We start from the raw sequence: 24,605 nt of genomic DNA, 5'->3' as shown, positions 1-24,605 counted from the left end.
CATCTCATAGCACGGGCAACAGCAGCACCGCCGAAAGCCACATTGCTGATACAGGTGATCGGAGCAAGATTAGCGCGTAGAGCCCGATGACCTCGCACTCCGGCCACCATCGGGCACCGTCGCCGCCACCGTGCCCTTCCCGCATTAGTGTGCAAGGCATGCGCAAGCTGATCATCGGCCTGCTGTGCCTGGCGGGCGTGGCCGTGCTCGTGGACTTCGCCGCGGCCGCCTACTCGGAGTACCGCGTCTCGCGGACGCTGCGCGAGGGAGCCGATCTCAGCGCCGACCCCGAGGTCACCATCCACGGGTTCCCCTTCCTCGCCCAGGCGCTGGACGGCCGGTACCAGAGTGTGGTCATCCGCGCGGCGGTCAAGCGGCCGGACATCCCCGGCGAGATCTCCGTCGACGCCACCCTCACCGGCGTGCAACTGAGCCTGAGCGAGCTCAACGACGGCGGCGGCAGGCGGGTGCCGGTCGAGCGGGTGGAGGCGGCGATGCGCATCGAGCCCACCGAGCTGGGCAGGTTGTTCAACATCCCGGATCTGCAAGTGCATTCGCGTCCGGCGGACAAATCGGACGGCACCGGCGGATCGGGCGGTTCCGGCATGACCACCGAGGGTGCGCTGGTGCTCACCGGCACCTTGCCCGGCACGGGCACGCAGCCGGGCAAGGCGGCGGGCCAGGGCGGGGAGAAGGTCGCGGTCGACGCCGAACTCGTGCTCGACGGCGACCAGATCCGGATCACCGCCACCGAGTTGCACCGCAGCAGCGACAGCGACCTGAGCACCACCGCGGTGGTGCCCGAGGCCGAGCAGCCCGCCGTGCTGGCCCGCTTCACGCGCACCATCGATACGAAGGATCTGCCGTTCGGCGTGCACCCCACCAAGGTGATCGCGCTCGGCGGCCAGATCGTGGTCGACGGCAGAGGAGACAACGTGACCATCGATCTCGACCAGTTGCAGCGGCCATGACCGAAATCACAATTCTGATCGTCGTGCTGGTGCTGGCGGTGTTGATCGGGCTGCTGATCCGGCGCCGCGAGGGCCGCGCGCGCCCGGCGGCGCCCGCGAGCACCAACCCCGAGCGGCCCGGGCTGCTCGCCGCCGCGGGCGTCACCGGTACCGGCCCGGCGGTACTGCACTTCTCCGCGGAATGGTGTGGCCCGTGCGCGGCCGTGCGCCGCGTCGTCGCCGGTGTCACAGCGGATTTGGCGGCCGAGCCGCACCCGCCGCAGGACATCGAGATCGACATCGACGCCGAGCCCGCGCTGGCCCGCGAACTCAATGTGCTGTCGCTGCCGACGACCTTCGTCTTCGATGCCGCGGGCCGCGAGCGGTTCCGGATCTCCGGCGTGCCCAAGGCCGGCGATCTGCGTTCCGCGCTGGCCCCCTTGACGGCCGCGGACCAGGGCTGAGAACACCGGCCGCGCACCCCCGGTCCAATTTCCCGCGCCGATTGGGTAAACTGCCTCACGTGCAAGCCAACCACGAGCTGATGCTCACCCGACGCCGCACAGTGGATCTGTGTCGGCTCGGTGGTTGTTGCTGCCTGTGCCGCTGATCGGTCGGCCGTCCTCTCGTCTCTCCGACGCCGACCGCTGCCCGCCGTGCGAGTGATCTCACGATCCCCCGGCGATCTGGCAATCCCGCCATCGAAGCAATCAGCGCAGGAGTACGCACCATGTCCACCACCTCCACCACCACCGAAGCCGACGGCGCCCTCGACCGGGTCGACGTGCGCGGGCCGCGGTTCGTCGCCTGGATCACCACCGCCGTGCTGGTGCTGGTCCTGCTCGCCGCCGCCGTCTCCCCCGGGCTCGCCGCCGTCCTGATCGCCGTGCAGGCGGTCGTGTTCGCGATCGGCGCGCTGGCCGGGCCGCGCAAGCACCCCTACGGACTGGTCTTCGCCGCCCTGGTCGCACCGCGACTCGGGCCGGTGCGCGAGACCGAGCCGACCCCGCCGCTGCGCTTCGCCCAACTGCTCGGCTTCGTCTTCGCGGCCGTGTCACTGCTGGGCTTCGTGCTCGGCTCCACCGTCGTCGGCGCCGTGTTCGCCGGCTTCGCGCTGTTCGCGGCGTTCCTGAACGCCGCGTTCGGCCTCTGCCTGGGCTGCCGGATCTATCCGCTGGTCGCCCGCTTCCGCCCCGCCGGGTCCCCGGCATCGAACTGACCCTGCTCGTCATCGCTGAAAGGAACACAATGGCTCGCTCCGATGTCCTGGTCTCCGTGGACTGGGCCGAAGAGAACCTCAACACCCCCGGCGTGGTTTTCGTCGAGGTCGACGAGGACACCTCCGCCTACGACAACGGCCACATCGAGGGTGCCGTCCGCCTCGACTGGAAGAACGACCTGCAGGATCCGGTTCGCCGGGACTTCGTCAACCAGCAGCAGTTCTCCGACCTGCTCTCGGCGCGCGGCATCTCCAACGACGACGAGGTGATCCTCTACGGCGGCAACAACAACTGGTTCGCCGCCTACGCCTACTGGTACTTCAAGCTCTACGGCCACAACAACGTCAAGCTGCTCGACGGCGGCCGCAAGAAGTGGGAACTGGACGGCCGCCCGCTGTCCACCGAGCCGGTCAACCGCCCGGCCACCCAGTACAAGGCCTCCGCGCCGGACCTGTCGATCCGCGCCTTCCGTGACGAGGTCATCGCGGCCATCGGCACCAAGAACCTCGTCGACGTGCGTTCGCCCGACGAGTTCTCCGGCAAGATCCTCGCCCCCGCGCACCTGCCGCAGGAGCAGAGCCAGCGTCCCGGCCACATCCCCGGCGCCATCAACGTGCCGTGGAGCAAGGCGGCCAACGAGGACGGCACCTTCAAGTCCGACGAGGAACTCACCGAGATCTACAAGGAAGCGGGCCTGGATCCGGAGAAGGAGACCATCGCCTACTGCCGCATCGGTGAGCGGTCCTCGCACACCTGGTTCGTCCTGCAGGAGCTGCTGGGCCACCAGAACGTCAAGAACTACGACGGGAGCTGGACGGAGTACGGCTCCCTCGTCGGTGCACCGATCGAGTTGGGAGCGTAATCAGCATGTGTGCAGCACCTACCCAGGGACAGGCCATTCCGGCAGGCGTCGACGTGGAGAAGGAGACGGTCATCACCGGCCGCGTCCTGGCCTCCGACGGGCAGCCGGTGGGCGGCGCGTTCGTCCGCCTGCTCGACGGCAACGGTGACTTCACCGCCGAGGTCGTCGCCTCCGGCACCGGTGACTTCCGCTTCTTCGCGGCGCCGGGCACGTGGACCGTGCGCGCGCTGTCCTCGGCGGGCAACGGCTCGGCCGAGGTGCGCCCCGAGGGCGCGGGCATCCACACCGTGGACGTCGCGGTCGCCAAGTAAGACCAGCAGGGCACGACGGCCCCGCGGCTCCCGCCGGTTCTACCGGTGGGTTGCCGCGGGGCCGTTTCGTTGCCGGGCACCGACGTGGATAGACTCGGTTGCGTGGTCCTCTTCTTCGAGATTCTGCTGGTCCTGGTGTCGCTGCTGATCGGCTGGTTCGGCCTGTACGTCTTCTACCGGCTGTTCACCGAGTCATGAGCGATCTCGCGAGCGAAGGTTCCGATCCGGCCGAGCGCGCGAGTGAACACAGCAACGGCAACGCGCCGGCCGACCGGCCCGCGCGGCGCAGCGGCGACCAGGCCGTAGCCGACGCCGCCGAGCGCGCCAAGGCCACCGGCAGCCGGAACATTCCGGTGCTGCCGGATCTTCCGCTGCCCGAGGACACCGCGAATCTGCGCCTCGGCCCCGATCTCAGCCCCGCCATGCTGGCGCTGCTGCCGATGGTCGGCGTGTGGCGCGGCGAGGGCGAGGGCAACGATCCCGCCCGCGGTGACTACCGCTTCGGCCAGCAGATCATCGTCTCCCACGACGGCGGCGACTACCTGTCCTGGGAGTCGCGCAGCTGGTTCATCGAAGCCGACGGCAGCTACGGCGGCCCGGACCTGCGCGAGACCGGGTTCTGGCGGGTCGGTGTGGACGGCGACGACGAGGTCATCGAACTGCTGCTCACGCACAGCTCCGGCATCGTCGAACTCTTCTACGGCACCGCGCTCACCCAGTCGTCCTGGGAGCTGGCCACCGACGTGGTGATCCGCAGCCAGTCCGGCGTCGTCGTGGGCGGCGCCAAGCGCCTGTACGGCATCGTCGAGGGCGGCGACCTCGCCTACGTCGAAGAACGCGTCGTCGCCGACGGCCCCCTGGAACCGCGCCTCTCCGCCCGCCTCCAGCGCTACATCGGCTGAACCACCCGCAGCACCGGCTCAGCCGCGACGACCGAGGGCCTCGAGGTCGATGTCGAGCGGGAACGGGACCGGCAGCTTCAGCCGGTCGTGGAAGATGCCGATCGGCACGTACCGGGCGGAGACGCGGTCGAGCTCGTAGGCGTAGACCACCACTCGATCGTCGCTGCCCCGCTCGACCCGCCAGAAATGCGGGATCCCGGCGTTGGCGTATTTCAGCGGCTTGGTTTCCCGGTCACGTTCCTCGGAGTCCGGGGACACCGCTTCGACGGCGAGGACCAGGTCCCGAAGACCAGACCCCCGTCGATCAGTTCGGTGTGTTTCGGAAGATCACGCAGCTTCAGGAACGCGTCGACGGTGTAGCCGCCCGCAGGAGGGATCACCCAGTCGGGTAGCGGCTCGACGGTCATTGCGTAGCGCCCGTGGGGCGGACCTGGTCGGGAAAGGGAACGGCCCCCGAGCCGTACCGGTGCGGCGGGTGCCTGCACGGGTCCCGGTCGGACAGGACCGGGGGCTCGGGGGCCGGGTGACTGCCTGGTATTCGCTCAGCGCTCGCGCGGGCGGATACCACCTGCAGCGGTGGCGCTAGCGGACAGCCACCTCACGTGTCCTAGAACTATCCATTCTTCGAACCACCTCCTTCCTCGTGTACGCCCGAAGGTAGTCGGCCGTCAGGAGGTCGGCAACGTATTTTCGCGGGGGGCGGAATCCGGGGCCGACCGGGGCGAACGCTCGACGGCGACCTGCCAGGACGTGTCCACCCGCACGACGACGTCGGCGCGGTGGTCGGCGGGCAGCTGGTGGGTGACCACGACCACCACGCGGTCCGGTTCGACCAGTCCGGAGTCGGCGTCGAGCAGCGCGCGCAGCAGGTCGGCGCCCGCCCCGGCCTCCAGGTGTTCGGTGGGTTCGTCGAGCAGCAGCACCCGGGCCGGGGAGACCAGCGCGCGGGCGAGCAGGATGCGGCGGCGTTGCCCGCCGGAGACGGCCGCGGCGCCGCCCGCCAGGTCGGTGGACAGCCCGTCGGGAAGGGCGTCGAGCCAGTCGCCCAGACCGACCGAACGCAACGCGCGCTCGGCCTCCGCCTCGGTCACGTCGCCCCGCGCGACCCGCAGGTTCTCCAGCACGCTCGTGCCGAACAGGTGGGCGTCCTCGGCGAAGAACGTGACGTCGGGCCGGGGCGTGTCGAACAAGCCCGCCCAGAACATGAGCAGCGTCGTCTTGCCCGCACCGCTGGGACCGACGACGGCGATGCGGCGGCCCGGTGGCAGATCGGGCCGGACCGGCGCCGCGTCGCCGTCCGTCGCGACTGCGGCCCGGGTGGCGCCCTCGATGCGGTGCAGTGCGGCGCGGGCGGTGGTGAGCGACTGGGCGGCGGCGGGCAGGGCCGCGGTGGCTTCGAAGGCCGACAGCGGCAGCAGCACCAGGATGGTCAGGGCCATCGGGGTCATGCCGCCGGGCAGTCCGCCGCCGGGTCCGTAGGCGACGACGCCGATGAGCAGCGCACCGAGGACACTGGCACCCAGCGCCAGCGGCGTGGCGGCCGCGGACCAGGCGGTGCGGGCGGCGGCGCTGTCCTCCGCGGCGACCGAGCGACGGCCCGCGTCACGCGCCGCGGTGACGGTACCGGCCAAGCGGCCCGCCACCCGCAGTTCGGCGGCGTGGTCGAGGACGGTCAGCGCCCGCGCGGTGAACTCGGCGCGGTCGGCGCGCACCGCGACTTCCGCCGACCGGGCGGCGCGGGCCGACAGCCACGGCGCGAGCACGCCCGCCACCGCCAGCGAGGCGGCCAGGATGATCGCGGCGGGCACCGAAATGGTGGCGATCAATCCCACCGCGGCCAGCGCGAGCACCGCGGCCACTGCGATCGGCACGAGGGCGCGCACGATCACCGCGCCGAGGTCGTCGATGTCGCTGCCGATCCGCACGAGCAGATCGCCACGGCGGAGCCGGGCGGCGCTGTCGGCGGCCGCGCCGGAGCCGGAGCGCCGCTCGCGGCGCAACCAGACGTCCGAGCGGGCCAGCCTCCGGTACACCGCGGCCCGCGCGTTCGTCATCGAGCGCAGTGCGACGTCGTGGGTGGCGAGCCGCTCGAGGTAGCGGGCGAGCCCGCGCGAGATGCCCAGCGCCCGCACCGACACCACCGCGACGCTGAGGTCGAGCACCGGCGGCATCTGCCACGCCCGGGCGATCAGCCAGGCGGCCAGCGCCGCCAGCCCGAGCGCACTACCGAGCGCGACCACACCCCACGTCACGGCCACCGCGAGGCGGCCACGCGCGGGCTCCAGCAGTTCCCCCATCCGCCGCAGGTCCGTCCGGACGGCCCGAACCCGCTCCGCCGGCGTTGAATTCACGACGCACCGCCGGATTCCACCGACTGCCCCACCGGCACCGCCGACCGCACCTCGATCACCTGGTCGGCTGCCGCGAGCACGGTCGGCCGGTGCCCCACGACGAGCACCGTCGCCCCCGCCGCCGCACGTTCGCGCAGCGCCGCGAGGACGCCGGCCTCGCTCGCCTCGTCCAGGTGCGCGGTCGGCTCGTCGAGCAGCAGGACCGGCCGGTCGGCGGCGAGCACCCGGGTGAGGGCGAGCCGCTGCCGCTGGCCGAGGCTCAATCCGACTCCGCCCACGCCGACCACGGTGTCCCACCGGTGCGGCAGTTCGTCGAGGACGGCGTCGAATCCCGTTGCCGCACAAGCGCGATTCAGGTCCACCAGGTCGGCGCCCAGCAGTTCCAGGTTCTCCCGCAGCGTACCGGGCACGAGCACCGGGCGCTGCGGCAGCCAGGCGAGGCGGCGCCACCACGCGTCCGGGTCCAGCTCGCGCACGTCGATCCCGTCGACGCGCACCCGGCCCGCGTCCGCGTCCACCAGCCCGAGAATCGCGGCCAGCGCCGTGGACTTGCCGCTGCCGTTCGGTCCGGCCAGCACCGTCAGGGCCCCGGGCCGGATCACCGCGCACAAGTCCGCCGGAGCCCATCCGTCCCTGGCCCGCACACCCAGACCGGCCAACTCGACCAGCGCCGGACCCCGACCATCCACCGCCGGGCCACCCCGCCCATCCACCGCCAGGTCACCCGGCCCACCCAGCGCCGGGCCACCCCGTCCACCCACCGCCAGGTCACCCGGCCCACCCACCGCCAGACCACCCCGCTCATCCACTGCCGGGCGGTCCGTCGCCCCGACGAGCGTCCGGTCATCGATCCGACCCCGCCGCACCCCCTCAGGCTCCAACACGGCAAATGCCTTGTCGGCCGCCGCCATCCCGTCCTGCGCGGCGTGGAACCTCTCCCCCACCATCCGCAGCGGCAGGTACACCTCCGGCGCCAGGATGAGCGCGACGAGCCCGTCGTAGAGGTTCATGCCGCCGTACACCAGCCGCAGGCCGATGGACACGGCGATGAGCGCGACGCTGAGCGTGGCGAGCAGTTCCAGCACCATCGAGGACAGGAAGGCGATGCGCAGGGCGCGCATGGTGCGCACCCGCAGGGCGTCGCCGAGGGCGCGCACCCGATGCTCCATGGTGCGGGCCGCCGGGCCGCCGTCGGCGTGTTCGCGACCGAGTGCGCGCAGGGTCGGCATGCCCGCGAAGAGGTCGAGCAGCTGGTCCGACAGGCGGGTGGTCGCCGCCAGGGTGGCGGCGGCACGACCCTGGGTGAGCAGCCCGATCAGGACCATGAAAATCGGGATCAGCGGCAGGGTCACCACGGCGATGCCCGCGGAGACCGGGTCGTGGGCCAGGATCACCGCCAGCACCACGGGGGGCACCAGCACCGCGAGCAGCAGGGCAGGCAGATAGCCGGTGAGGTAGGCGCGCAGGCCGCTCAGCCCGGTTCCCACGACGACCGCGAGTTCGGTTCGGCGCCGGTCGAGTTCACGTGGCGGCAGGGCCGCGCCCGCCGCCAGCACAGCGGTCTCCAGTTCGGCGACCACGCTCGCTCCGGCCCGGTGCGCGATCCGCGCCTGCCACCAGCTCGCCACCGCGCGCCCGGCCAGGGCGACGGCGAGGACCACGAGTTCTGCGGTCCAGTCGGAGATCCGCCGCCGCGTGGGGTCGGTGATGACGCCGGCCAACACCCGCCCGAGCGCGGTCGCGGCGACCACGATGCAGACGGTGGTCACCAACGACAGTCCCACGCTGTAGCCGAGGTAGCGGCGCGCCGTGCGAGCGTGCCGCCACAGGCGCGGGTCGACGGGCGGGCGGGCCACGGTGTCAGTCCTTGTCCGGACGCGGGGTGAGCCCCACGGGGGCGGGAATGTGCTCGACCGAGATGCGCTTGCGGAACACCCAGTAGGTCCACGCCTGGTAGCCGAGCACGACGGGGGTCACCACCACGGCCGCCCAGCTCATCACCTTCAGGGTGTAGGGCGTGGAGGAGGCGTTGTCGACGGTCAGCGAGAACGCGTCGCCGAGGGTGGAGGGCAGCACGTTCGGGAACAGCGAGCCGAACAGCAGCACGGTGGCGGCGGCGACGGTCAGCGCGGTGCCCGCGAAGGCCCACCCGTCGCGGTCGGCGAACACCGCGGCCGCGGCGCCCACCAGCCCGATCACCGCCACCCCCAACGGAATCCAGGTCCAGTCCGCACCATACGCGAGCTGGGTCCACAGGCCGAACCCGCCGACGACGAGCGCGGCCGGACCGAGCAGCAGCTTCGCCACCCGCACCGCGTCGGCGCGGACGTCACCACCGGTCTTCAGGCCCAGGAAGATCGCCCCGTGCAGGGCGAACAGCAGGCCGGTGGCCAGCGCGCCGAGCAGCGCGTATGGGCTGAACAGGTCACCGATGGAACCGACCAGCTGCTTGTCGGCGTCCAGCGGCACCCCGCGCACGATGTTGGCGAACACCCAGCCCCAGGCGAACGCGGGGACCCAGGAGCCGATGCCGATCCCGATGTCGCAGCGGGCCCGCCAGCGCGGGTCGTCGATCTTGCCGCGGTACTCGATGGCACAGATCCGCAGGATCAACGCGACCAGCACCAGCAGCAGTGCGAGGTAGAAGCCGGAGAACATGCTGGCGTACCACTCGGGGAACGCGGCGAACAGCGCGCCGCCCGCGGTGATCAGCCACACCTCGTTGCCGTCCCACACCGGGCCGATGGTGTTGAGCACCGCCCGGCGCCGCGCGTCACTGCCCTTGCCAAGCACCGGCATCAGCATGCCGACGCCGAAGTCGAAGCCCTCCAGCACGAAGTAGCCGGTGAACAGGACGCCGATCAGGACGAACCAGAACTCTGCGAGACTCATCGTCGGGCTCCTCAGTAGGCGAACGAAAGCTGTTCGACGGCAGGCTCTTCGGCCGCACCGGACGTCCTGCCGGGGCCACCGCTGTCGCCGGTGCGGTCCGGCTTCGGCGGCGCGGCCGGTTCCGGTCCCTCGATCACGTAGCGCCGGATCAGGTAGAACCACACCACCGCGAGCGCGCCGTAGAGCAGGGTGAACACCACCAGCGAGATGAGCACCGTGCTGAACGAGTGGTCGGAGACGCCCTGCTGAACTGTCATGCGCAGGGCGGGATCACCGGTCGGGTTGGGCACGACCACCCAGGGCTGCCTGCCCATCTCGGTGAACACCCAGCCCGCGCTGTTGGCCAGGAACGGCGTCGGGATGGCCAGCAGGCTCAGCCACGAGTACCAGCGCTGATCGGGCACCCGCCCGCGCCGGGTCAGCCACAGCCCGGCCAGCACCAGCAGCACCGAACCGGCCGACAGGCCGATCATCGCGCGGAACGACCAGTAGGTGACGAACAGGTTGGGCCGGTAGTCGCCGGGACCGAATTTCTCGATGTAGGCCTGCTGCAGGTCCTTCACACCGTCGAGGGTGACGCCCTCGAATTTGCCTTCGGCCAGGTACGGCAGCACGTAGGGCACCTCGATGAGGTGGGTGACGCTGTCACAGTTGTTGTGCGTGCCGACCGTGAGCACCGAGAAATCGGGGTCGGTCTGGGTGTGGCACAACGATTCCGCCGAGGCCATCTTCATCGGCTGCTGCTCGAACATCAGCTTGCCCTGGATGTCGCCGGTGAGCACCACGGCGACCATCGACACCAGGATCACGTACATTCCCGCGCGTCCGGCGGGCCGCCACATGGTGCGCGCCTCTTCGCGCCGCACCGGATCGGCGCTGCGCGCGTTGCGCACCATCCACCAGCCCGCGATGCCCGCCACGAAGGTGCCGGCGACCAGGAAGGAACCGGCGATGACGTGCGGGAACGCCGCCAGGGTCGTGTTGTTGGTGAGCACTTCCCAGATGCTGGTGAGCTCGGCGCGGCCGCGCTCGGGGTTATAGCGGGCGCCGACGGGATGCTGCATGAAGGAGTTGGCGGCGACGATGAAGTACGCCGAGGCGTTCACACCGATCGCGACCAGCCAGATCGTGGCCAGGTGCACCAATTTCGGCAGCCGCGACCAGCCGAAGATCCACAGGCCGATGAAGGTCGACTCCAGGAAGAACGCGACCAGTGCCTCGAGTGCGAGCGGTGCGCCGAAGACGTCACCGACGAAGCGGGAGTATTCGCTCCAGTTCATGCCGAACTGGAATTCCTGCACGATGCCGGTCGCGACACCGAGCGCGAAGTTGATCAGGAACAGCTTGCCGAAGAACTTGGTCAAGCGGTACCAGCGTTCGTTGCCGGTGATCACCCAGGCGGTCTGCATGCCCGCGACGAACGGGGCGAGGCCGATGGTGAGCGGCACGAACAGGAAGTGGTAGACGGTGGTGATTCCGAACTGCCACCGGGAGATGTCCAGAACGCTCATCCGGCCTCCAACCCCTTACTACGACGTGTCGTAGTAAAGATAACTCCGGCGGAGACCTTTCCCTAGGAGGCGCGCATCACTATGACGCGCGACAACCCACCGATGACCAGCGGTTTTCCGCCCTGCGCGAGGTCGGCGCCGCCCGGGAGTGCGCAGGGTCACGCCCGGGCGGTGGCGCGCACCACGGCCGCAGCGCTCACCAGTCGCCGATCGCGCCCCCGCGCTGCACGCCGCGGTCGACGAGTTCGATGATCTCCTCGGCGTTGTCCGGCGCCGACATGCGAAGGCCGTCCAGGGAATTCACCCGAGCGGCCAGCGTGACGCTCGACAGCATCCAGATGCTGTCGCAGGTGAGCAGGTCGGCGGTGAAGAGCGGGGCATAACGGCACTCCCAGCCCGCCTTCTTCGCTTCGGTGAACAGCGCGCGCTGGGTCACGCCCGGCAGCACACCGTTCTTGGCGGGCGGGGTGATCAGCTCCTTGTCCCTGGCGATCACCACGGTCGAGCGCGGGCCTTCCAGCACCCGGTTCTCGGTACTGGTGAAGATCACGTCGTCGGCGCCCATCCGGTGCGCGAACCGCAGCGCCGCCATGTTCGTCGCGTAGGACAGCGTCTTGGCACCGAGCAGCTGCCACGGCGCGGCCTGGGCCAGGTCGATCGAGATGCCGCGGGCCAGGGTTACCACCGAGACACCCTCGGCGCGCGCCTTGGCGACGCGCTCGGGCACCGGCACCACCAGGACATACGCGGTCGGCACCGGCACCGCGGCGGCGAGATCGCCGGAGGTGACACTGGACGGGGCGCCCAGCTCGGTGTCGCGGCCGCGGGTGAGCACCAGGCGCATCATGCCCTCGCGCTCGCTGCCCCACTCCTTGGCCGCGGTCTGCACCGCCTCGCGCCAACGCGACAGTTCCGGCTCGGGTAGATCGAGCGCCTGCGCCGAGCGACGCAACCGGCCCAGGTGGAATTCGATCGCACACGCGTCACCGTCACGCACCAGCACCGTTTCGAAGACACCGTCACCGCGCAGCACCCCGATGTCGTCGGCGAACAACAACGGCTCGTCCGCGTCGCGGACCACACCGTCGAGTGTGACAAGAACTCGATCTACCATGCGACGAGCGTAGGCGGAATGCACTGCCCGTGCCTATGTCAACGCAGAGTTCGTTTTGCCGGATTCGGCGCGCCCACGCGGGAATCGCCGAGCCGACCGGGAGGGGGAAACTCGGACGCACCGCGAGGCCGCCGCACGCAGGTGCGGCGAGGACCGCCTAGAGTGGACGTGTGTCCGTGCTCGATGCACCCAGCCCCCTCCTCTCCGTCGCGGGCGCTGTCGCGGGTCCGCCCGGTTCGCCGGACGCCACGGTGGCCTGGCACTACGGCAATCCGTTCGGTGAGCAGCGCGCCGCGGTCGAGCGAGTCGCGATCGTGGATCGTTCCCATCGGTTCGTGCTGCGCATCACCGGCGGTGAACGGCTGAGCTGGCTGCACACCATCTCCAGTCAGCACGTCGCGAACCTCGGCGACCGGCAGTCGGCGGAGAACCTCGACCTCGACCTGAACGGCCGCATCCAGCACCATTTCGTGCTCAGCGACCTCGACGGCACCGTCTGGATCGACACCGAAGCCGACCGCGGGCCCGCCCTGCTGGACTTCCTGACGAAGATGGTCTTCTGGGCCGACGCCAAGCCCTCCGAGGCCACCGACCATGCCGTGCTGAGCCTGCTCGGCCCCGAGGTCGCCCGGTTGCGCGAGGCCCTCGGCATCACCGAACTGCCGGAGATCTACGCGGTGACGCCGCTGCCGGACTGCGGCTTCCTGCGCCGGATGCCCTGGCCGACGGCCGACTCCTACGATCTCGTCGTCCCGCGCGAGCGGCTCGGTGCCTGGTGGACGACCCTCACCGAGGCGGGCGCCGAACCCGCGGGCATGTGGGCCTTCGAGGCGCTGCGCGTCGCGGCGCTGCGGCCGCGGATCGGCCTGGACACCGACGAGCGCACCATCCCGCACGAGGTGCGCTGGATCGGCGGCCCGGCCGAACACGGCGCGGTGCACCTGGACAAGGGCTGCTATCGCGGCCAGGAGACCGTCGCCCGCGTGCACAACCTCGGCAAGCCGCCCCGGCAACTGGTGCTGCTGCACCTGGACGGCTCCGCCGACGAGCGGCCGCAGCCGGGTGCGGATGTCATCGCGGGTGGCCGCACGGTGGGCCGCCTCGGCTCGGTGGTCGACCACTACGAGCTGGGGCCGATCGCGCTGGCGCTGGTCAAACGCGCGGTCCCGGCCGATGCGCAACTCACCACCGGTCCGAGCGCGGCCGCGATCGACCCGGATTCGGTGCCCGTCGACGACACCCCGCAGGCGGGCCGGCTCGCGGTCGACCGGCTGCGCGGCCGGTGACGGGGCGCGTGCCGCAGCACGGCGGGCCGGCGGACCGGCCGCGACAGGGAGGGGAAACGATGACGTCCGAGGACGCCCGGGTACTGGCGGTGTGCGTGGTGCACGCCGAACTCACCGTGCCCACCCGCGTGGGGCGCACCGCGATCGACAAGCGCCCGGTGCCGGGCCGCGTCGCGGTCGGCTCGCTCGGCCTGGCCGGCGACCACGTCTGCGACACCAAGCATCACGGCGGCGTCGACCAGGCCGTGTACGCCTATGCCGAGGAGGACGCGCGACGCTGGAGCGAGGAACTCGGCCGGGACCTGCCCGCGGGCTGGTTCGGGGAGAACCTGCGCATCGCCGGGCTCGACGTCAGCGACGCCGTGGTCGGTGCCCGGTGGTCGATCGGCGACACCCTGCTCGAGGTGAGCGCGCCGCGAGTACCGTGCGCCACGTTCGGGCACTGGTCCGGCGAGGCGCAGTGGGTCAAACGGTTCACCCTGCGCAGCGACACCGGCACGTATCTGCGGGTGCTGCGGGCGGGCAGCATCGGCGCGGGCGATCCGGTGCGGGTCGAATACACCCCCGCGCACGGCATCACCGTGCGCGACGTGTTCACCGGTGCCGATCTGGACCGCCTGGTCACCCTGCTCACCGTCGAGCCGACCGTCACCGACACCGTGCGGATGCAGATCGAACGGCACGCCCGCAGGCACGGCCGGCCACTACCGGAAATCGGCGACGACCTGGCGGAGGAGGCCGTGTCGTGAGCGTGGAACTGGTCGAGGTGGTGCGCTCCGGGTTCCGCGAATGCGTCCACCGGGGGTCACTGGTCGTGCTCGATGCGGCCGGGGAGCCGATCGTCGCGCTCGGCGAGGTGCACCTGCCGATCTTTCCCCGCTCCACCAACAAGCCGATGCAGGCGGTGGCCCTGCTGCGAAACGGCTTCGAGCCGCTCGACGACCCCGAGCTGGCCATCGCCACCGCCTCGCACTACGGCGAGGCCGACCAGGTCCGGCTGGTCGAGCGGCTGCTCGCGCGGTTCGGCTTCGACGAACGCGCCCTCGCGTGCCCGCCCGAGCTGCCCATCGAGGAGCGGGCGCGCGCGGCGGCGTTGGCGGGCGGGCCGCGGCCGATCTACATGAACTGCTCGGGCAAGCACGCCGCGATGCTGGCCACCTGCGCGGTCAACGGCTGGTCGGTGCAGGACTACCTCGACGAGAAGCACCCGCTGCAGCAGGCGGTGGCCGACACCGTGGTCGAGCTGACAGGTGAACCCGAAACCGACCTCGGCATCGACGGCTGCGGGCTGCCCATCATCCCGGTCTCGCTGGTGAACCTGGCCCGCGCCTACGCCCGGCTGGCCACCGCGGCGCCCGGCACGCCCGAACGGCGAATCGCCGATGCGATCCGCGCGCATCCGCGAGTGATTTCGGGCACGAACGCGCCCGATCTACAGATCATGACCGCGACCCCCGGACTGGTGTGCAAGATCGGCGCCGACGGTGTGCACGCCGGTGCGCTGCCCGACGGAACCGCCTTCGCCTACAAGATCGACGACGGCGGCGACCGGGCGCGGATGCCCCTGACGCTGGCGATTCTGCACCGGATGGGCGTCGAGTGGACGACCACGCACGCCGAGCTGGCGGCCCAGCCGGTGCTCGGCGGCGGCGCCCGGGTGGGAGTGATCCGGGCGATTCCCGGCGTACTCTGAGCGACACGACATACGGCGAAGCCCCGGCAAACGGAACCCCTGGTAGCGGCACTTCCCCGACTCATGGAGGCGCGACCGCCGGACACACGCTAAAGTGTCTGTCAGGAAGAGTATTAATTCGAACGGGGCCGCCAACAAACCCCAGGCCGCCCCGCTGTGACGCGAGGGGGTCAGCCATGGGCCGTGGCCGGGCTAAGGCAAAGCAGACCAAGGTCGCACGAGAGCTGAAGTACAGCTCGCCGACGACCGACTTCGCGAGCCTTCAGCGCGAGCTCTCGGGACACCCCACCAAGCGCAGTGGTGGTGTGCTGTCCGATGAGCACGACTCGGACGACTCCTTGTCCCGCTGGGACGAGGACGACTACGACGACTGGCGCCGCTGACTCGGATACAACGTCAAGAAGGGGGAGGCCGACCGGGCCTCCCCTTTCCACGTTGCCGGGACCGCGGCCTCCGTCGAGAAGGCTTGCCATGACATGTCGGCGGCCGGCAGCCGGATAGGTTGCCGGACAACGACTCTCACCGGGTACTCCCCAGGCGCGTCTCTCGCGACGCCCCGATCCGGAGCAACCCGCCCCCGGCGGTCCGCCGACCCCGTTCGGCCGCCCCGTCGGCAACATCCCAGCTAGCACCGCTGCGATGCGGCGAGCGCACGGGGACTCGGCACCCGTCCGATCGCCGTTTCCGATCGCTCGCCGATTCGGCAGCAGCGGGCGGGACGAATCGGCTCGGTGAGTCGTCACCGTCGGCTGGGCTCCCTGGTTCTCGCCGAGCCTGGTCACCGTACGACCCCGCCCGACCCTGGACGCAGTCCACATCGCGCCGTCGGCCGCGCCGAACGTGGGTCACCGCACCCCGGGGGCTCGCCCTTGAACGCGGTCCGCACCGCGCCGCCGGCGGAGCCGAACTCGGTCATACACCCGACCTCGGGCGCGGCCGCACACCGCGCCGTCGTCAGCGTCGGGAATCGAATCAGCGGGGGCATGCCCCGGCGGCAGGCCCCCGACCGGCTGGGAACGGACGCCGCTCAGAACCGCGGGTGCTCGCCCAGCAGTTCCGCGCGCGGCGCGTCGGCGTCCTTGGCCTTCTTCACGGTGCCCAGCGTCCAGCACTCGATGTGCCGGGCGGTCAGCACCGCGAGCGCGCGGTCCACGTCCTCGGGCGCGACCACGGCGACCATGCCGACGCCCATGTTGAACGTCTTCTCCATCTCGGCGCGCTCGACGCGGCCGCGCTGGGCGATCATCTTGAACACCGGGGCGGGATTCCAGGTGCCGCGGTCGAGTTCGGCGACCAGCCCGGCGGGGATCACGCGCGCCAGGTTCGCGGCCAGGCCACCGCCGGTGACGTGGGCGAAGGTGCGCACGTCGGTCTCGGCGATCAGCGCCAGGCAGTCCTTGGCGTAGATGCGGGTCGGCTCGAGCAGTTCCTCACCGAGGGTGCGGCCGAACTCCTCCACGTGGCCGGTCAGCGACATGCGGTCGATGTCGAGCAGCACCTTGCGGGCGAGGCTGTAGCCGTTGGAGTGCAGGCCCGACGAGCCCATCGCGATGACGACATCGCCCGGGCGCACCCGGTCGGGGCCGAGCACGGCGTCGGCTTCCACCACACCCACGCCGGTCGCGGACAGGTCGTAGTCGTCGGGATCCATCAGGCCCGGGTGTTCGGCGGTCTCCCCGCCCAGCAGCGCGCACCCGGCGCGCACACAACCCTCGGCGATACCCGAGACCAGTTCGGCGACCTTCTCCGGGACGACCTTGCCGATGGCGATGTAGTCCTGCAGGAACAGCGGTTCCGCGCCGCAGACGACGAGGTCGTCGACCACCATCGCGACGAGGTCGAGCCCGACGGTGTCGTGCTTGTCCATCGCCTGGGCGACCGCGATCTTGGTGCCCACGCCGTCGGTGGAGGCGGCGAGCAGCGGCTCGCGGTAGCCACCCTTGAGCGCGAAGAGACCGGCGAATCCGCCGAGGCCGCCCTGGACTTCGGGGCGGGTGGCCTTCTTCGCCAATGGCCCGAACAACTCGACTGCGCGGTCACCGGCTTCGATGTCCACGCCGGCCGCGGCGTACGAAGCGCCACCGGTGGGGGTCTGTTCAGTCATCTTCGGGGAAAGCTCCAAACCGGTTCGGCGGATACATGCCTGCTCACGCTACCCGAACCGGATCTCGGGCACGCATGGTGTCCACCGGCCGGTCAGGGGCGGCTCAACGCGCTGGCGTTGGCGTTGTCGCCGAGCAGCACCGATTCCGGCTGCCCGGTGAGCATCCCCTCGAGCAGGTTCTTCCCGATCGAGGCCTCGGTGGGCAGCGGGATCGGGTACTGGCCGTCGAAGCACGCGCTGCACAGCCGGGTCCGCGGCTGTTCGGTCGCGGCGATCATGCCCTCGGTGGAGATGTAGCCGAGGGTGTCGGCGCCGATCGAGCGCCGCACGGCTTCGACCATGTCGTCGTAGCTGTCGTCGGCGCCGCCACCGTTGGCGATCAGCTCCGCCCGGGAGGCGAAGTCGATGCCGTAGAAGCAGGGCCACTTGACCGGCGGCGAGGCGATGCGGACGTGGATCTCCACCGCGCCCGCCTCCCGCAGCATCCGCACCAGCGCGCGCTGGGTGTTGCCGCGCACGATGGAGTCGTCGACCACGATCAACCGCTTGCCGCGGATCACCTCGCGCAGCGGGTTGAGCTTGAGCCGGATGCCGAGCTGGCGGATCGTCTGGCTCGGCTGGATGAAGGTGCGCCCCACGTAGGCGTTCTTCATCAGACCCTGGCCGTAGGGCACACCCGAGCCCTGGGCGTAGCCGACCGCGGCCGGGGTGCCGGATTCGGGCACCGGGATGACCAGATCGGCCTCGACCGGATGCTCCTTGGCCAGCCGCCTGCCGATCTCGACGCGGGTGGCGTGCACCGAGCGCCCGGCGATGGTGGAGTCGGGACGGGCCAGGTAGACGTATTCGAAGACGCAACCCTTGGGTTCGGGGTTGGCGAAGCGCATCGACCGCACGCCTTCGGCGTCGATCGCCAGCAGTTCGCCGGGTTCGATCTCACGGACGAAGGCGGCGCCGACGATGTCGAGCGCGGCGGTCTCGCTGGCCACCACCCAGCCGCGGTCGAGCCTGCCCAGGCACAGCGGCCGCACCCCGTGCGGGTCGCGGGCGGCGTAGAGGGTGTGCTCGTCCATGAAGGTGAGGCAGAACGCGCCGCGCAGCTGCGGCAGCAGTTCCATCGCGGCCTGCTCGATGCTCGAGTCGGCCGCGGCGTGCGCCAGCAGGGCGGTCATCACGTCGGAGTCGGAGGTCGCGCCCACCGGCTGCGGCCGGCCGCCGGACACGGGGGTGCCGATGAGCCCGAGTTCGCGTGCACGCCCGGCCAGTTCGGCGGTGTTGACGAGATTGCCGTTGTGGCCCAGCGCCAGGCCGGAGCCGACCGCGGTGGTGCGGAAGATCGGCTGGGCGTTCTCCCAGGTCACACCGCCCGTGGTGGAGTAGCGACAGTGGCCGACGGCGATGTGGCCGGGCATGGCGGCCAGCGTCTGCTCGTCGAACACCTGGCTGACCAAGCCCAGATCCTTGAACACCAGGATCTGCTGACCGTCGGAGACCGCGATGCCCGCCGCCTCCTGGCCGCGATGCTGCAGCGCGTAGAGGCCGTAGTACGTGAGCTTGGCCACGTCCTCGCTCGGCGCCCAGACACCGAACACACCACACTCCTCGCGTGGTTCGTTCTCGTCCTGATCGGAGGCGGATGCGAGGCTGTCGACCGAAGATTCGGCGTTGGTCACCGTGTGCTCCCTGTTCGGGCGGGCTGGGGGCTTTCGCCATTCTACGGGTGCAACACGCCTCGGCGATCACCGCTTCCGCATACCGACGGCAATCACACGTGTCTTCCGTCGAAACGCCGTCCGCGCGGCGGTACGGTTCGACCGTGACGAGCGAGAAGGACACTCCGACGGCCCGCGGCCCCCTGCAACCCCCGGTCACCCATCCCGTGCTCCGCATCGTGGTGTTCCCGGTGGTGGTGCTCGCCCTGCTCACGACGTTGCTCGGCTACATGTACCTGGCCTACGTCGCGGATCCGCAGGAGAACCTGCACGACTTCCCGATCGCGTTGGTGAACCTGGACGTGGGCGAGACGCTCGGCACGCCCGAGCAGCCCCGGCAGGTGAATTTCGGCACACAGGTCGCCGACGGCATCCGCGAGGCCGTGCCGAAGGACCAGATCGATCTGCGCGTGCTCGGTATCAACGAGGCCCAGCAGCAGATGCGTACCGGCCAGGTGTACGGCGCGATCATCATCCCCGGCGACTTCAGCAAGCGGCTGGGCATTCTCGGGGTGGGCAGCGTGATTCCCGGCGAGATCGAGCAGCCGATCCTCACGGTGCAGACCAATCCGCGCGTCGGCCCCTACGCCACCGCGATCGTCACCCGCATGGCCGATCAGATGTTCCCGCAGGTGAACGAGCAGGTCGGCAAGCAGCTGACCGAGCAGGTCCAAGCGCAGCTCACCCCGCCCGAGGGCGGGCAGCCGACCGAGCTGAGCGGGGCGACGCGGCTGTCGCTGGACAGCCCGCTGCGGCTGGTGGTCGAGGAGTTCCGGCCGCTGCCCAGCGGCACCGGCCAGGGCCTCACGGCCTTCTTCTACGCGCTGTTGCTGCTGCTCGTCGGCGTGGTCGGCGCGATGACGATCCACACCATGGTCGACGCGGCGCTCGGTTTCGTGCCCACCGAGTACGGCCCGTGGTACGTGCACTATCCGCCGACGCCGATCTCCCGGTTCCGCACCCTGCTGATCAAGTGGGGCGTGTTCGCCCTCATGGCGGCCATCGTCGCCGGGATCTTCCTGCTGGTGGCGAAGGCCCTCGACATGCCGTTGGAGCACCCGCTCGCGCTGTATCTCTACAGCGCGTTCGCGATGATCGCGGTCGGCGTGACCGGCCTGTCCACGCTCGCGGCGATCGGTTCGGCCGGTCTGCTGGTGAACCTGATCCTGTTCGTCGTCCTCGGCCTGCCCTCCTCGGGCGGCACCGTGCCGATCGAGGCGACCCCGCACTACTTCGGCTGGCTCGCCACCTTCGAGCCGATGCACCAGGTGTTCCTGGCGGTACGGGCGATCCTCTACTTCAACGCCGACTTCTCCGCAGGCCTCACCCGCGGCCTGCTGATGACGATTCTCGGACTGGTCATCGGACTCGTCTTCGGCGTGGTGATCACCCGGTACTACGACTACAAGGGACTGCACCGGGGCGCGAACAACGGCGCCGCCTGAGCGGTCAGGGCATCTCGACGGTCTCGGCGCGCGCGATCTCGCCCAGGGCGCGGCGGATGTAGTCGCGCACCGGGACCCGGGCCAGGTCGGCCAGGTGCGCGGTCAACAACACCGCCGCGGGCGGCACCGACGCGGGCGCGGTGGTGTCCTCCGGATCGGCGACACCCAGCGCACCGGTGAGCGCGGCCACCACCGCGCCGGTGTCCACCTCCGGCAACCACGCCGCCGCGCCGCGCACCACCTGCTCGAGCACCGCCCGCGCGTCGTCGCCGGTGAGCCCGTCCGGGTGCGCGGTCTCCAGCAGTTCCCGCACGATCGCGGCGAGCACCAGCCCGACCTGCTCGCCGGGAAGTTCGGCCAGTTCCCCGGTCGCCTCCCGGAACGCGGCGGCATCACCCGCCCGTGCCGCCGCCACCGCGGCGTCCACGGCGGTCGCGATCTCGCGCGGTTCCCGGGGCCAGTCCGACGGCCACACGATGGGTTCTCCTCTCGGCGGGGATGTCCCCGGCACTGTCTCACAGGGGACCGACGCCTCCGATGACGCCGACCGTCGCGGCGCGTTCACCCGCTCACTCGACCCGAACCACCGGCAGCCAGCGCGCGATCTCCCCCGCCCGGCTCCCCGACGCGGTCACCTCCCCCGCCGCCACCGCCTCGTCGAAATCGCGCAAGCCGGTAGCCAACAGCAACCACGTCCGCGGATCGGTCTCCACCACATTCGGCGGCGTCCCCCGCGTATGCCGCGGCCCCTCCACACACTGCACCGCCACGAACGGCGGCACCCGCACCTCCACCGAATGCCCCGGCGCCGACCCGGCCAACGCCCGCGCGGTCGCCCGCACCGCCGCCCCCACCTCCTTCCGCCCCGGCTCCCCCGCCCCCGCCTCGACCAACCACCCCCGCACAGCGCCGACCGCCGCCCGCAACTCCCCCGCATCCACACTCCGACGTCCCACCCGGCCGAGATTACCGTCGGATACCGACGCCGAATCGGAGCGGCAATCCCTTTCACCGATCCATGAAGTGACCGTTTTCGAACGCGAGGGCGACGTCCTGCTGCCACCCCGGGTTCATGACGGAAAGCGGTCGCGATGCTCACCTCCCACGTGGTCGAGCAGGCGCGCGATCTCACCGCGCGACTGCGCGCGGTACGGCGCGACCACCGGCTGTCCCCTGGGGCGTCTTCGAGCGTGCCGCCCGGAAGTTCAGTCCTCAGGGCCGGCGACCAGGTATTCCTTCAGGAGGACCGCACCGGGCTCGAGAGCAGGGAACTCCAGGTCGACGGGACCGCTGAGGAACTGGATCTTGATGTAGGCATCAGGATCGACATCGGCGAAGGGGGCCAGAGAGAACCGCTGTTTGTTCTGGAACTTGTCGAGCAGTTCGATTTCGAGGTTGTCGCTGCCTTCCACCCCGTGCTTGCGGATGAGGGTGGCCAGGGTGGGGCGTTCGGGGACCCGGTCGAGCAACGGCTGGAAGTGCTGGACCGACTCCTCGTCACTCACTTCGCCGATGATCTGAACTTTGGTAATCAACATGGAGCCTCTCATCAGAGTGCCTCGTACTACCCGTGACGGATCATCCGGTGGGTTGGAGCACCCGCATCACACCGCAGGTTGTTCTCATCATGCTGTGCCCCCATATTTTTCGATTCTTCCCCCGGCACCGCACCCGGACTGGTATGCAGATCGTCTGTCGTTGGATCGGATGTACTCGACCACAGATCTGCGACCCCGTGCTGTCCCCCCGAGCACTAGCGGCGGGTCGTTCACCTCCCGCGACGCGCGCGCTTCCTGGCTGATGTGGTGATCACGGCGCCTGCTGTGTTCAGTGTCAGATGCACCAGGGTGGGGGCGACAGCGCCGGCCGTGCGGCGATACAGGGAGCTGAAGACCACGCCCGCCGCCGTTGTCGCGGCGATGGTCGGCAGGATCGGATCCCCCGCCGCACGGGCCGAGTGGATGTGCCAGAGGCCGAAGGTCAGTGGGCCGATCAGGAGGGCGGGGCGGGGGCCGAGGGCGGTGGTGAGGAGGGGGTCGAGGGTGGCGCGGAAGATGAGTTCTTCGGGGAGGGCGGTGCCGAGGGGGATGTGGACGGCGATCCATTCGGCGGTGCGGACTTCGGGGGTGCGGTCGGGGGCGGCGGCGAGGGCGGCGCGGGTGCGCGGGCAGGTCAGGGCGGCGGCGGAACCGGCGGCGACGACGGCGCTGATGAGCAGGCCGGGGCGGAAGCCACGGGGCGACAGCCAGTTCGGGTGGGCGCCCAACGCCGTGGCGTAGCCGAGGGCGAAGGTCAGGTGGGCGGCGGTGCGGCCGCGGATGCCGAGGCCGAGGGCGGGCAGGAGCCGGTTGTTCCAGGCGAGGGGAAGCAGCACGGCCGCAGCGGCTTTCGCGTGCCTGCCGGAACGCCGCACGCTCACTTCACCACTCGTTCGAACTCCTCGGCCGCCTCCAGTTGGAAGCGCACCTGTTCGGCGAGTTCCGGTGTCCAGCCGGGGGGTTGGGCGATGGCGGCCCAGGCGTCCAGGACCAGACTGCCGTAGCGGTGGCCGTGGCCGTCGGCGACGCCCTGGGCGTTGGTGAGGTCGGCGGTCACCTGCCAGAACGTCACGAACGGCGCCCAGCGCATCTGCGAGGACACATCCGAGCCGCGCGGCTCGGACAACCAGTCCGGGCGCGAGAAGATCAGGTCCGTCGACCACCACACGATCGGGTCGGAGGCGTGCTGCAGGTAGGCGATGCGCGGCGAACGCCACTCCGGGCCGGGCACGGCCAGATCGGGTGGGTTGGCGGCGAACCGGACGACGAGCCCGTCGGCGTACACGGGCAGCACCTCCGGCGATCCGGGGTCGCGGCGCGCCACGAACTGCTCCCACAGCCGGTTGGAGTTCGGTGGTCCGACCCAGAGCGCACCGTCGACCTTGGCGCGGAGGTCGGCCAGTCCGTCGAAGGCGGCCTCGGAGCCCTGCGAACCCAGGCTCTCGCCGTAGACGAACAGCTTGGGCCGCTGGTCCGGCGGCCGCTGCGACCAGTGTTCGTGTACGGCGTCGAAGAGCCGTTCGCCGGCCGCGGCCGCCTTGCCGCGGTCGGCGAGGAACGACAGCACGCTGGGCAGATACGAGTACTGCGACGCGACGATCGCGGTGTCGCCGCCGAACATGTACTCGATCGCGCCCGCCGCCAGCGAATTGACCCACCCGGTCCCTGTCGTGGTCACCACGACGATCACCTGACGGTCGAACGCGCCGGTGCGTTCGAGTTCTCGCACCGCGAGTTCGGCCTGGTCCTCGCCGTCCTCGGCCGACTCCAAGCCGACGTAGGCGCGGATCGGTTCACGCGCGGGCCTGCCGGTGACGGCGGCGATCCGGCTCGCCGTCGGCCCGTGCGAGACGAACCACCGGCCCTCGAACCCGAGGGTGTCCCAGGCGGCCAGCGATTCCGGGCTGCCGGACCGCTCGGGCTGCTGCGGCTGCACGGCGTTCGGCGAGGTGTGGTCGTTGCGGACGCTGAACGCGGAGTTGGCGACCGCGAAGAACGCACGGGAGGCGACCCCGTTGAAGATCGTCACCGCCGCCACCACCAGCACCAGCGCGCCGACCGCGGGTGCCAGTTCCCGCGGCACCCGCACCCAGCGGTTGAGCTGCCTGGCCAGGAACAGGATGATCTCGCGCACGGTCCGGTACCCGGCCACCACGAGCACGCCGACGGCCAGGCTCAGCAGGCCGGTGCGCAGGTAGGCGGGGGTGGTGGTGCCTTCCATCCCCATCAGCGCGGTGATCTCGCGCTGCCAGCGCGCCGACTGCACGAGCATCAGCGCAGCGGTCAGCACGGCGGTGAGCAGCACGGCCGTCTTGACCGCGTAGCGCACCCAGGTGGGGGCGGGCGGCACTTTCAGCCGCGGCCGCACCCACAACCGGAACAGCCATTCGAGCAGGCAGCCGAGGCCGTAGCCGAGGGCGGCGTTGATACCGCTGATCAAGCCCTGGAACAGCCAGTCGCGTGGCACCAGCGAGGGCGTCACCGACAGCGCGAAGAACACGGTGGCCACGACCAGGCCGACGTAGTTCAGATCGATGACGTCCTCGGTCCGGCGCACCACGACGACGCCGCGCGCACGCAGCCTCGTCAGGGTGTCCGCCTTCTCGAGCACCCGAACAGTATGCGCGGTCACAATCCCCGCCCGTCCGCCGTGGCATCGCACAGCGGGCGTGTGTCCGCTGTGAGAGAGGCCACTGCGGGGGGCGGCGGCCGCC

23 protein-coding genes and 1 pseudogene are annotated in these 24,605 nt (G+C 70.7%); 11 read left to right on the top strand and 13 right to left on the bottom strand.

The features are described from left to right. The first annotated feature begins 158 nt into the window (after positions 1–158). The 6 genes from CRM89_RS24975 (at position 159) to CRM89_RS24950 (ending at position 4,245) form a co-directional block, all read left to right on the top strand. Positions 159–971, top strand: a complete 813-nt coding sequence (locus CRM89_RS24975) for an LmeA family phospholipid-binding protein (protein ID WP_011207129.1) — start codon at positions 159–161, stop codon at positions 969–971. After that, on the top strand, positions 968–1,414 hold the full coding sequence (locus CRM89_RS24970; protein WP_098086459.1) for a thioredoxin family protein: 447 nt from the start codon (positions 968–970) through the stop codon (positions 1,412–1,414). Before CRM89_RS24975 ends, CRM89_RS24970 begins: the two co-directional genes overlap by 4 nt. Positions 1,415–1,680: 266 nt before the next feature. Beyond that, the gene (locus CRM89_RS24965) at positions 1,681–2,169 is read left to right on the top strand and encodes a DUF4395 domain-containing protein (RefSeq protein ID WP_060593633.1); all 489 of its coding nucleotides are present in this window, start codon (positions 1,681–1,683) and stop codon (positions 2,167–2,169) included. 29 nt (positions 2,170–2,198) lie between these two features. Then, a complete protein-coding gene (locus CRM89_RS24960; RefSeq protein ID WP_011207126.1) occupies positions 2,199–3,032 on the top strand; it encodes a sulfurtransferase in 834 nt (277 codons plus the stop codon). 5 nt (positions 3,033–3,037) lie between these two features. Further along, positions 3,038–3,343, top strand: a complete 306-nt coding sequence (locus tag CRM89_RS24955; protein WP_011207125.1) for a DUF1416 domain-containing protein — start codon at positions 3,038–3,040, stop codon at positions 3,341–3,343. Between the two features lie 194 nt (positions 3,344–3,537). Then, positions 3,538–4,245: an FABP family protein gene (locus tag CRM89_RS24950; RefSeq protein ID WP_011207123.1), complete on the top strand. Its 708-nt coding sequence runs from the start codon at positions 3,538–3,540 to the stop codon at positions 4,243–4,245. A gap of 18 nt (positions 4,246–4,263) precedes the next feature. Here the strand turns inward: CRM89_RS24950 and CRM89_RS31140 are convergent. The 6 genes and pseudogenes from CRM89_RS31140 to CRM89_RS24920 form a co-directional block, all read right to left on the bottom strand. Then, positions 4,264–4,533: pseudogene (locus CRM89_RS31140) on the bottom strand (Uma2 family endonuclease); the annotation flags it as partial. A gap of 380 nt (positions 4,534–4,913) precedes the next feature. Continuing rightward, the gene (cydC, locus tag CRM89_RS24940; protein ID WP_098086457.1) at positions 4,914–6,542 is read right to left on the bottom strand and encodes a thiol reductant ABC exporter subunit CydC; all 1,629 of its coding nucleotides are present in this window, start codon (positions 6,540–6,542) and stop codon (positions 4,914–4,916) included. 50 nt (positions 6,543–6,592) lie between these two features. Continuing rightward, on the bottom strand, positions 6,593–8,452 hold the full coding sequence (gene cydD, locus CRM89_RS24935) for a thiol reductant ABC exporter subunit CydD (protein WP_098086456.1): 1,860 nt from the start codon (positions 8,450–8,452) through the stop codon (positions 6,593–6,595). 4 nt (positions 8,453–8,456) lie between these two features. Next, complete coding sequence (cydB, locus tag CRM89_RS24930) at positions 8,457–9,488, bottom strand: cytochrome d ubiquinol oxidase subunit II (protein ID WP_086847237.1); 1,032 nt, start codon at positions 9,486–9,488, stop codon at positions 8,457–8,459. Positions 9,489–9,499: 11 nt separating this feature from the next. After that, positions 9,500–10,999, bottom strand: a complete 1,500-nt coding sequence (locus tag CRM89_RS24925; protein WP_098086455.1) for a cytochrome ubiquinol oxidase subunit I — start codon at positions 10,997–10,999, stop codon at positions 9,500–9,502. 196 nt (positions 11,000–11,195) lie between these two features. Further along, the gene (locus CRM89_RS24920) at positions 11,196–12,113 is read right to left on the bottom strand and encodes an aminodeoxychorismate lyase (protein WP_011207116.1); all 918 of its coding nucleotides are present in this window, start codon (positions 12,111–12,113) and stop codon (positions 11,196–11,198) included. A gap of 170 nt (positions 12,114–12,283) precedes the next feature. Here CRM89_RS24920 and CRM89_RS24915 point away from each other — a divergent pair, with 170 nt between their 5' ends. The 4 genes from CRM89_RS24915 to CRM89_RS24900 all read left to right on the top strand — a co-directional run bounded on the left by CRM89_RS24915 (position 12,284) and on the right by CRM89_RS24900 (position 15,475). Then, positions 12,284–13,399: a folate-binding protein YgfZ gene (locus CRM89_RS24915; RefSeq protein ID WP_098086454.1), complete on the top strand. Its 1,116-nt coding sequence runs from the start codon at positions 12,284–12,286 to the stop codon at positions 13,397–13,399. A 59-nt stretch (positions 13,400–13,458) separates the two neighbouring features. Continuing rightward, positions 13,459–14,148: an MOSC domain-containing protein gene (locus tag CRM89_RS24910; RefSeq protein ID WP_098086453.1), complete on the top strand. Its 690-nt coding sequence runs from the start codon at positions 13,459–13,461 to the stop codon at positions 14,146–14,148. Beyond that, positions 14,145–15,092: an asparaginase gene (locus CRM89_RS24905; RefSeq protein ID WP_098086452.1), complete on the top strand. Its 948-nt coding sequence runs from the start codon at positions 14,145–14,147 to the stop codon at positions 15,090–15,092. Before CRM89_RS24910 ends, CRM89_RS24905 begins: the two co-directional genes overlap by 4 nt. A gap of 176 nt (positions 15,093–15,268) precedes the next feature. Continuing rightward, positions 15,269–15,475 carry a DUF3073 domain-containing protein gene (locus CRM89_RS24900; RefSeq protein ID WP_041559809.1) on the top strand — a complete coding sequence of 69 codons (207 nt, stop codon included), beginning with the start codon at positions 15,269–15,271 and terminating at the stop codon, positions 15,473–15,475. Between the two features lie 644 nt (positions 15,476–16,119). On the opposite strand, the gene purM is transcribed toward CRM89_RS24900, so the two are convergent. Beyond that, on the bottom strand, positions 16,120–17,196 hold the full coding sequence (gene purM / locus CRM89_RS24895; protein ID WP_011207112.1) for a phosphoribosylformylglycinamidine cyclo-ligase: 1,077 nt from the start codon (positions 17,194–17,196) through the stop codon (positions 16,120–16,122). A gap of 92 nt (positions 17,197–17,288) precedes the next feature. Then, on the bottom strand, positions 17,289–18,869 hold the full coding sequence (gene purF, locus CRM89_RS24890) for an amidophosphoribosyltransferase (RefSeq protein ID WP_041559808.1): 1,581 nt from the start codon (positions 18,867–18,869) through the stop codon (positions 17,289–17,291). Between the two features lie 206 nt (positions 18,870–19,075). On the opposite strand from purF, the gene CRM89_RS24885 reads away from it, so the two are divergent. Beyond that, positions 19,076–20,353: a YhgE/Pip domain-containing protein gene (locus CRM89_RS24885; RefSeq protein ID WP_255266241.1), complete on the top strand. Its 1,278-nt coding sequence runs from the start codon at positions 19,076–19,078 to the stop codon at positions 20,351–20,353. 4 nt (positions 20,354–20,357) lie between these two features. Here the strand turns inward: CRM89_RS24885 and CRM89_RS24880 are convergent, their stop codons facing one another. The 5 genes from CRM89_RS24880 to CRM89_RS24860 all read right to left on the bottom strand — a co-directional run bounded on the left by CRM89_RS24880 (position 20,358) and on the right by CRM89_RS24860 (position 24,502). Beyond that, positions 20,358–20,828: a hypothetical protein gene (locus CRM89_RS24880; protein ID WP_098086451.1), complete on the bottom strand. Its 471-nt coding sequence runs from the start codon at positions 20,826–20,828 to the stop codon at positions 20,358–20,360. 94 nt (positions 20,829–20,922) lie between these two features. Next, positions 20,923–21,309, bottom strand: a complete 387-nt coding sequence (locus CRM89_RS24875) for a sterol carrier family protein (protein ID WP_062954221.1) — start codon at positions 21,307–21,309, stop codon at positions 20,923–20,925. 249 nt (positions 21,310–21,558) lie between these two features. Then, complete coding sequence (locus tag CRM89_RS24870) at positions 21,559–21,858, bottom strand: hypothetical protein (protein WP_098086450.1); 300 nt, start codon at positions 21,856–21,858, stop codon at positions 21,559–21,561. 263 nt (positions 21,859–22,121) lie between these two features. Next, complete coding sequence (locus tag CRM89_RS24865) at positions 22,122–22,772, bottom strand: CPBP family intramembrane glutamic endopeptidase (RefSeq protein ID WP_098086449.1); 651 nt, start codon at positions 22,770–22,772, stop codon at positions 22,122–22,124. Continuing rightward, a complete protein-coding gene (locus CRM89_RS24860; RefSeq protein WP_172964569.1) occupies positions 22,769–24,502 on the bottom strand; it encodes an alpha/beta-hydrolase family protein in 1,734 nt (577 codons plus the stop codon). Before CRM89_RS24860 ends, CRM89_RS24865 begins: the two co-directional genes overlap by 4 nt. Positions 24,503–24,605 lie beyond the last annotated feature (103 nt).

Origin of the sequence: Nocardia sp. FDAARGOS_372 (assembly GCF_002554515.1) — a bacterium.
Lineage (GTDB): Bacteria > Actinomycetota > Actinomycetes > Mycobacteriales > Mycobacteriaceae > Nocardia > Nocardia farcinica.
The sequence above is the reverse complement of the archived record's forward strand: the minus strand, read 5'-3'. Positions and strand labels throughout refer to the sequence as shown.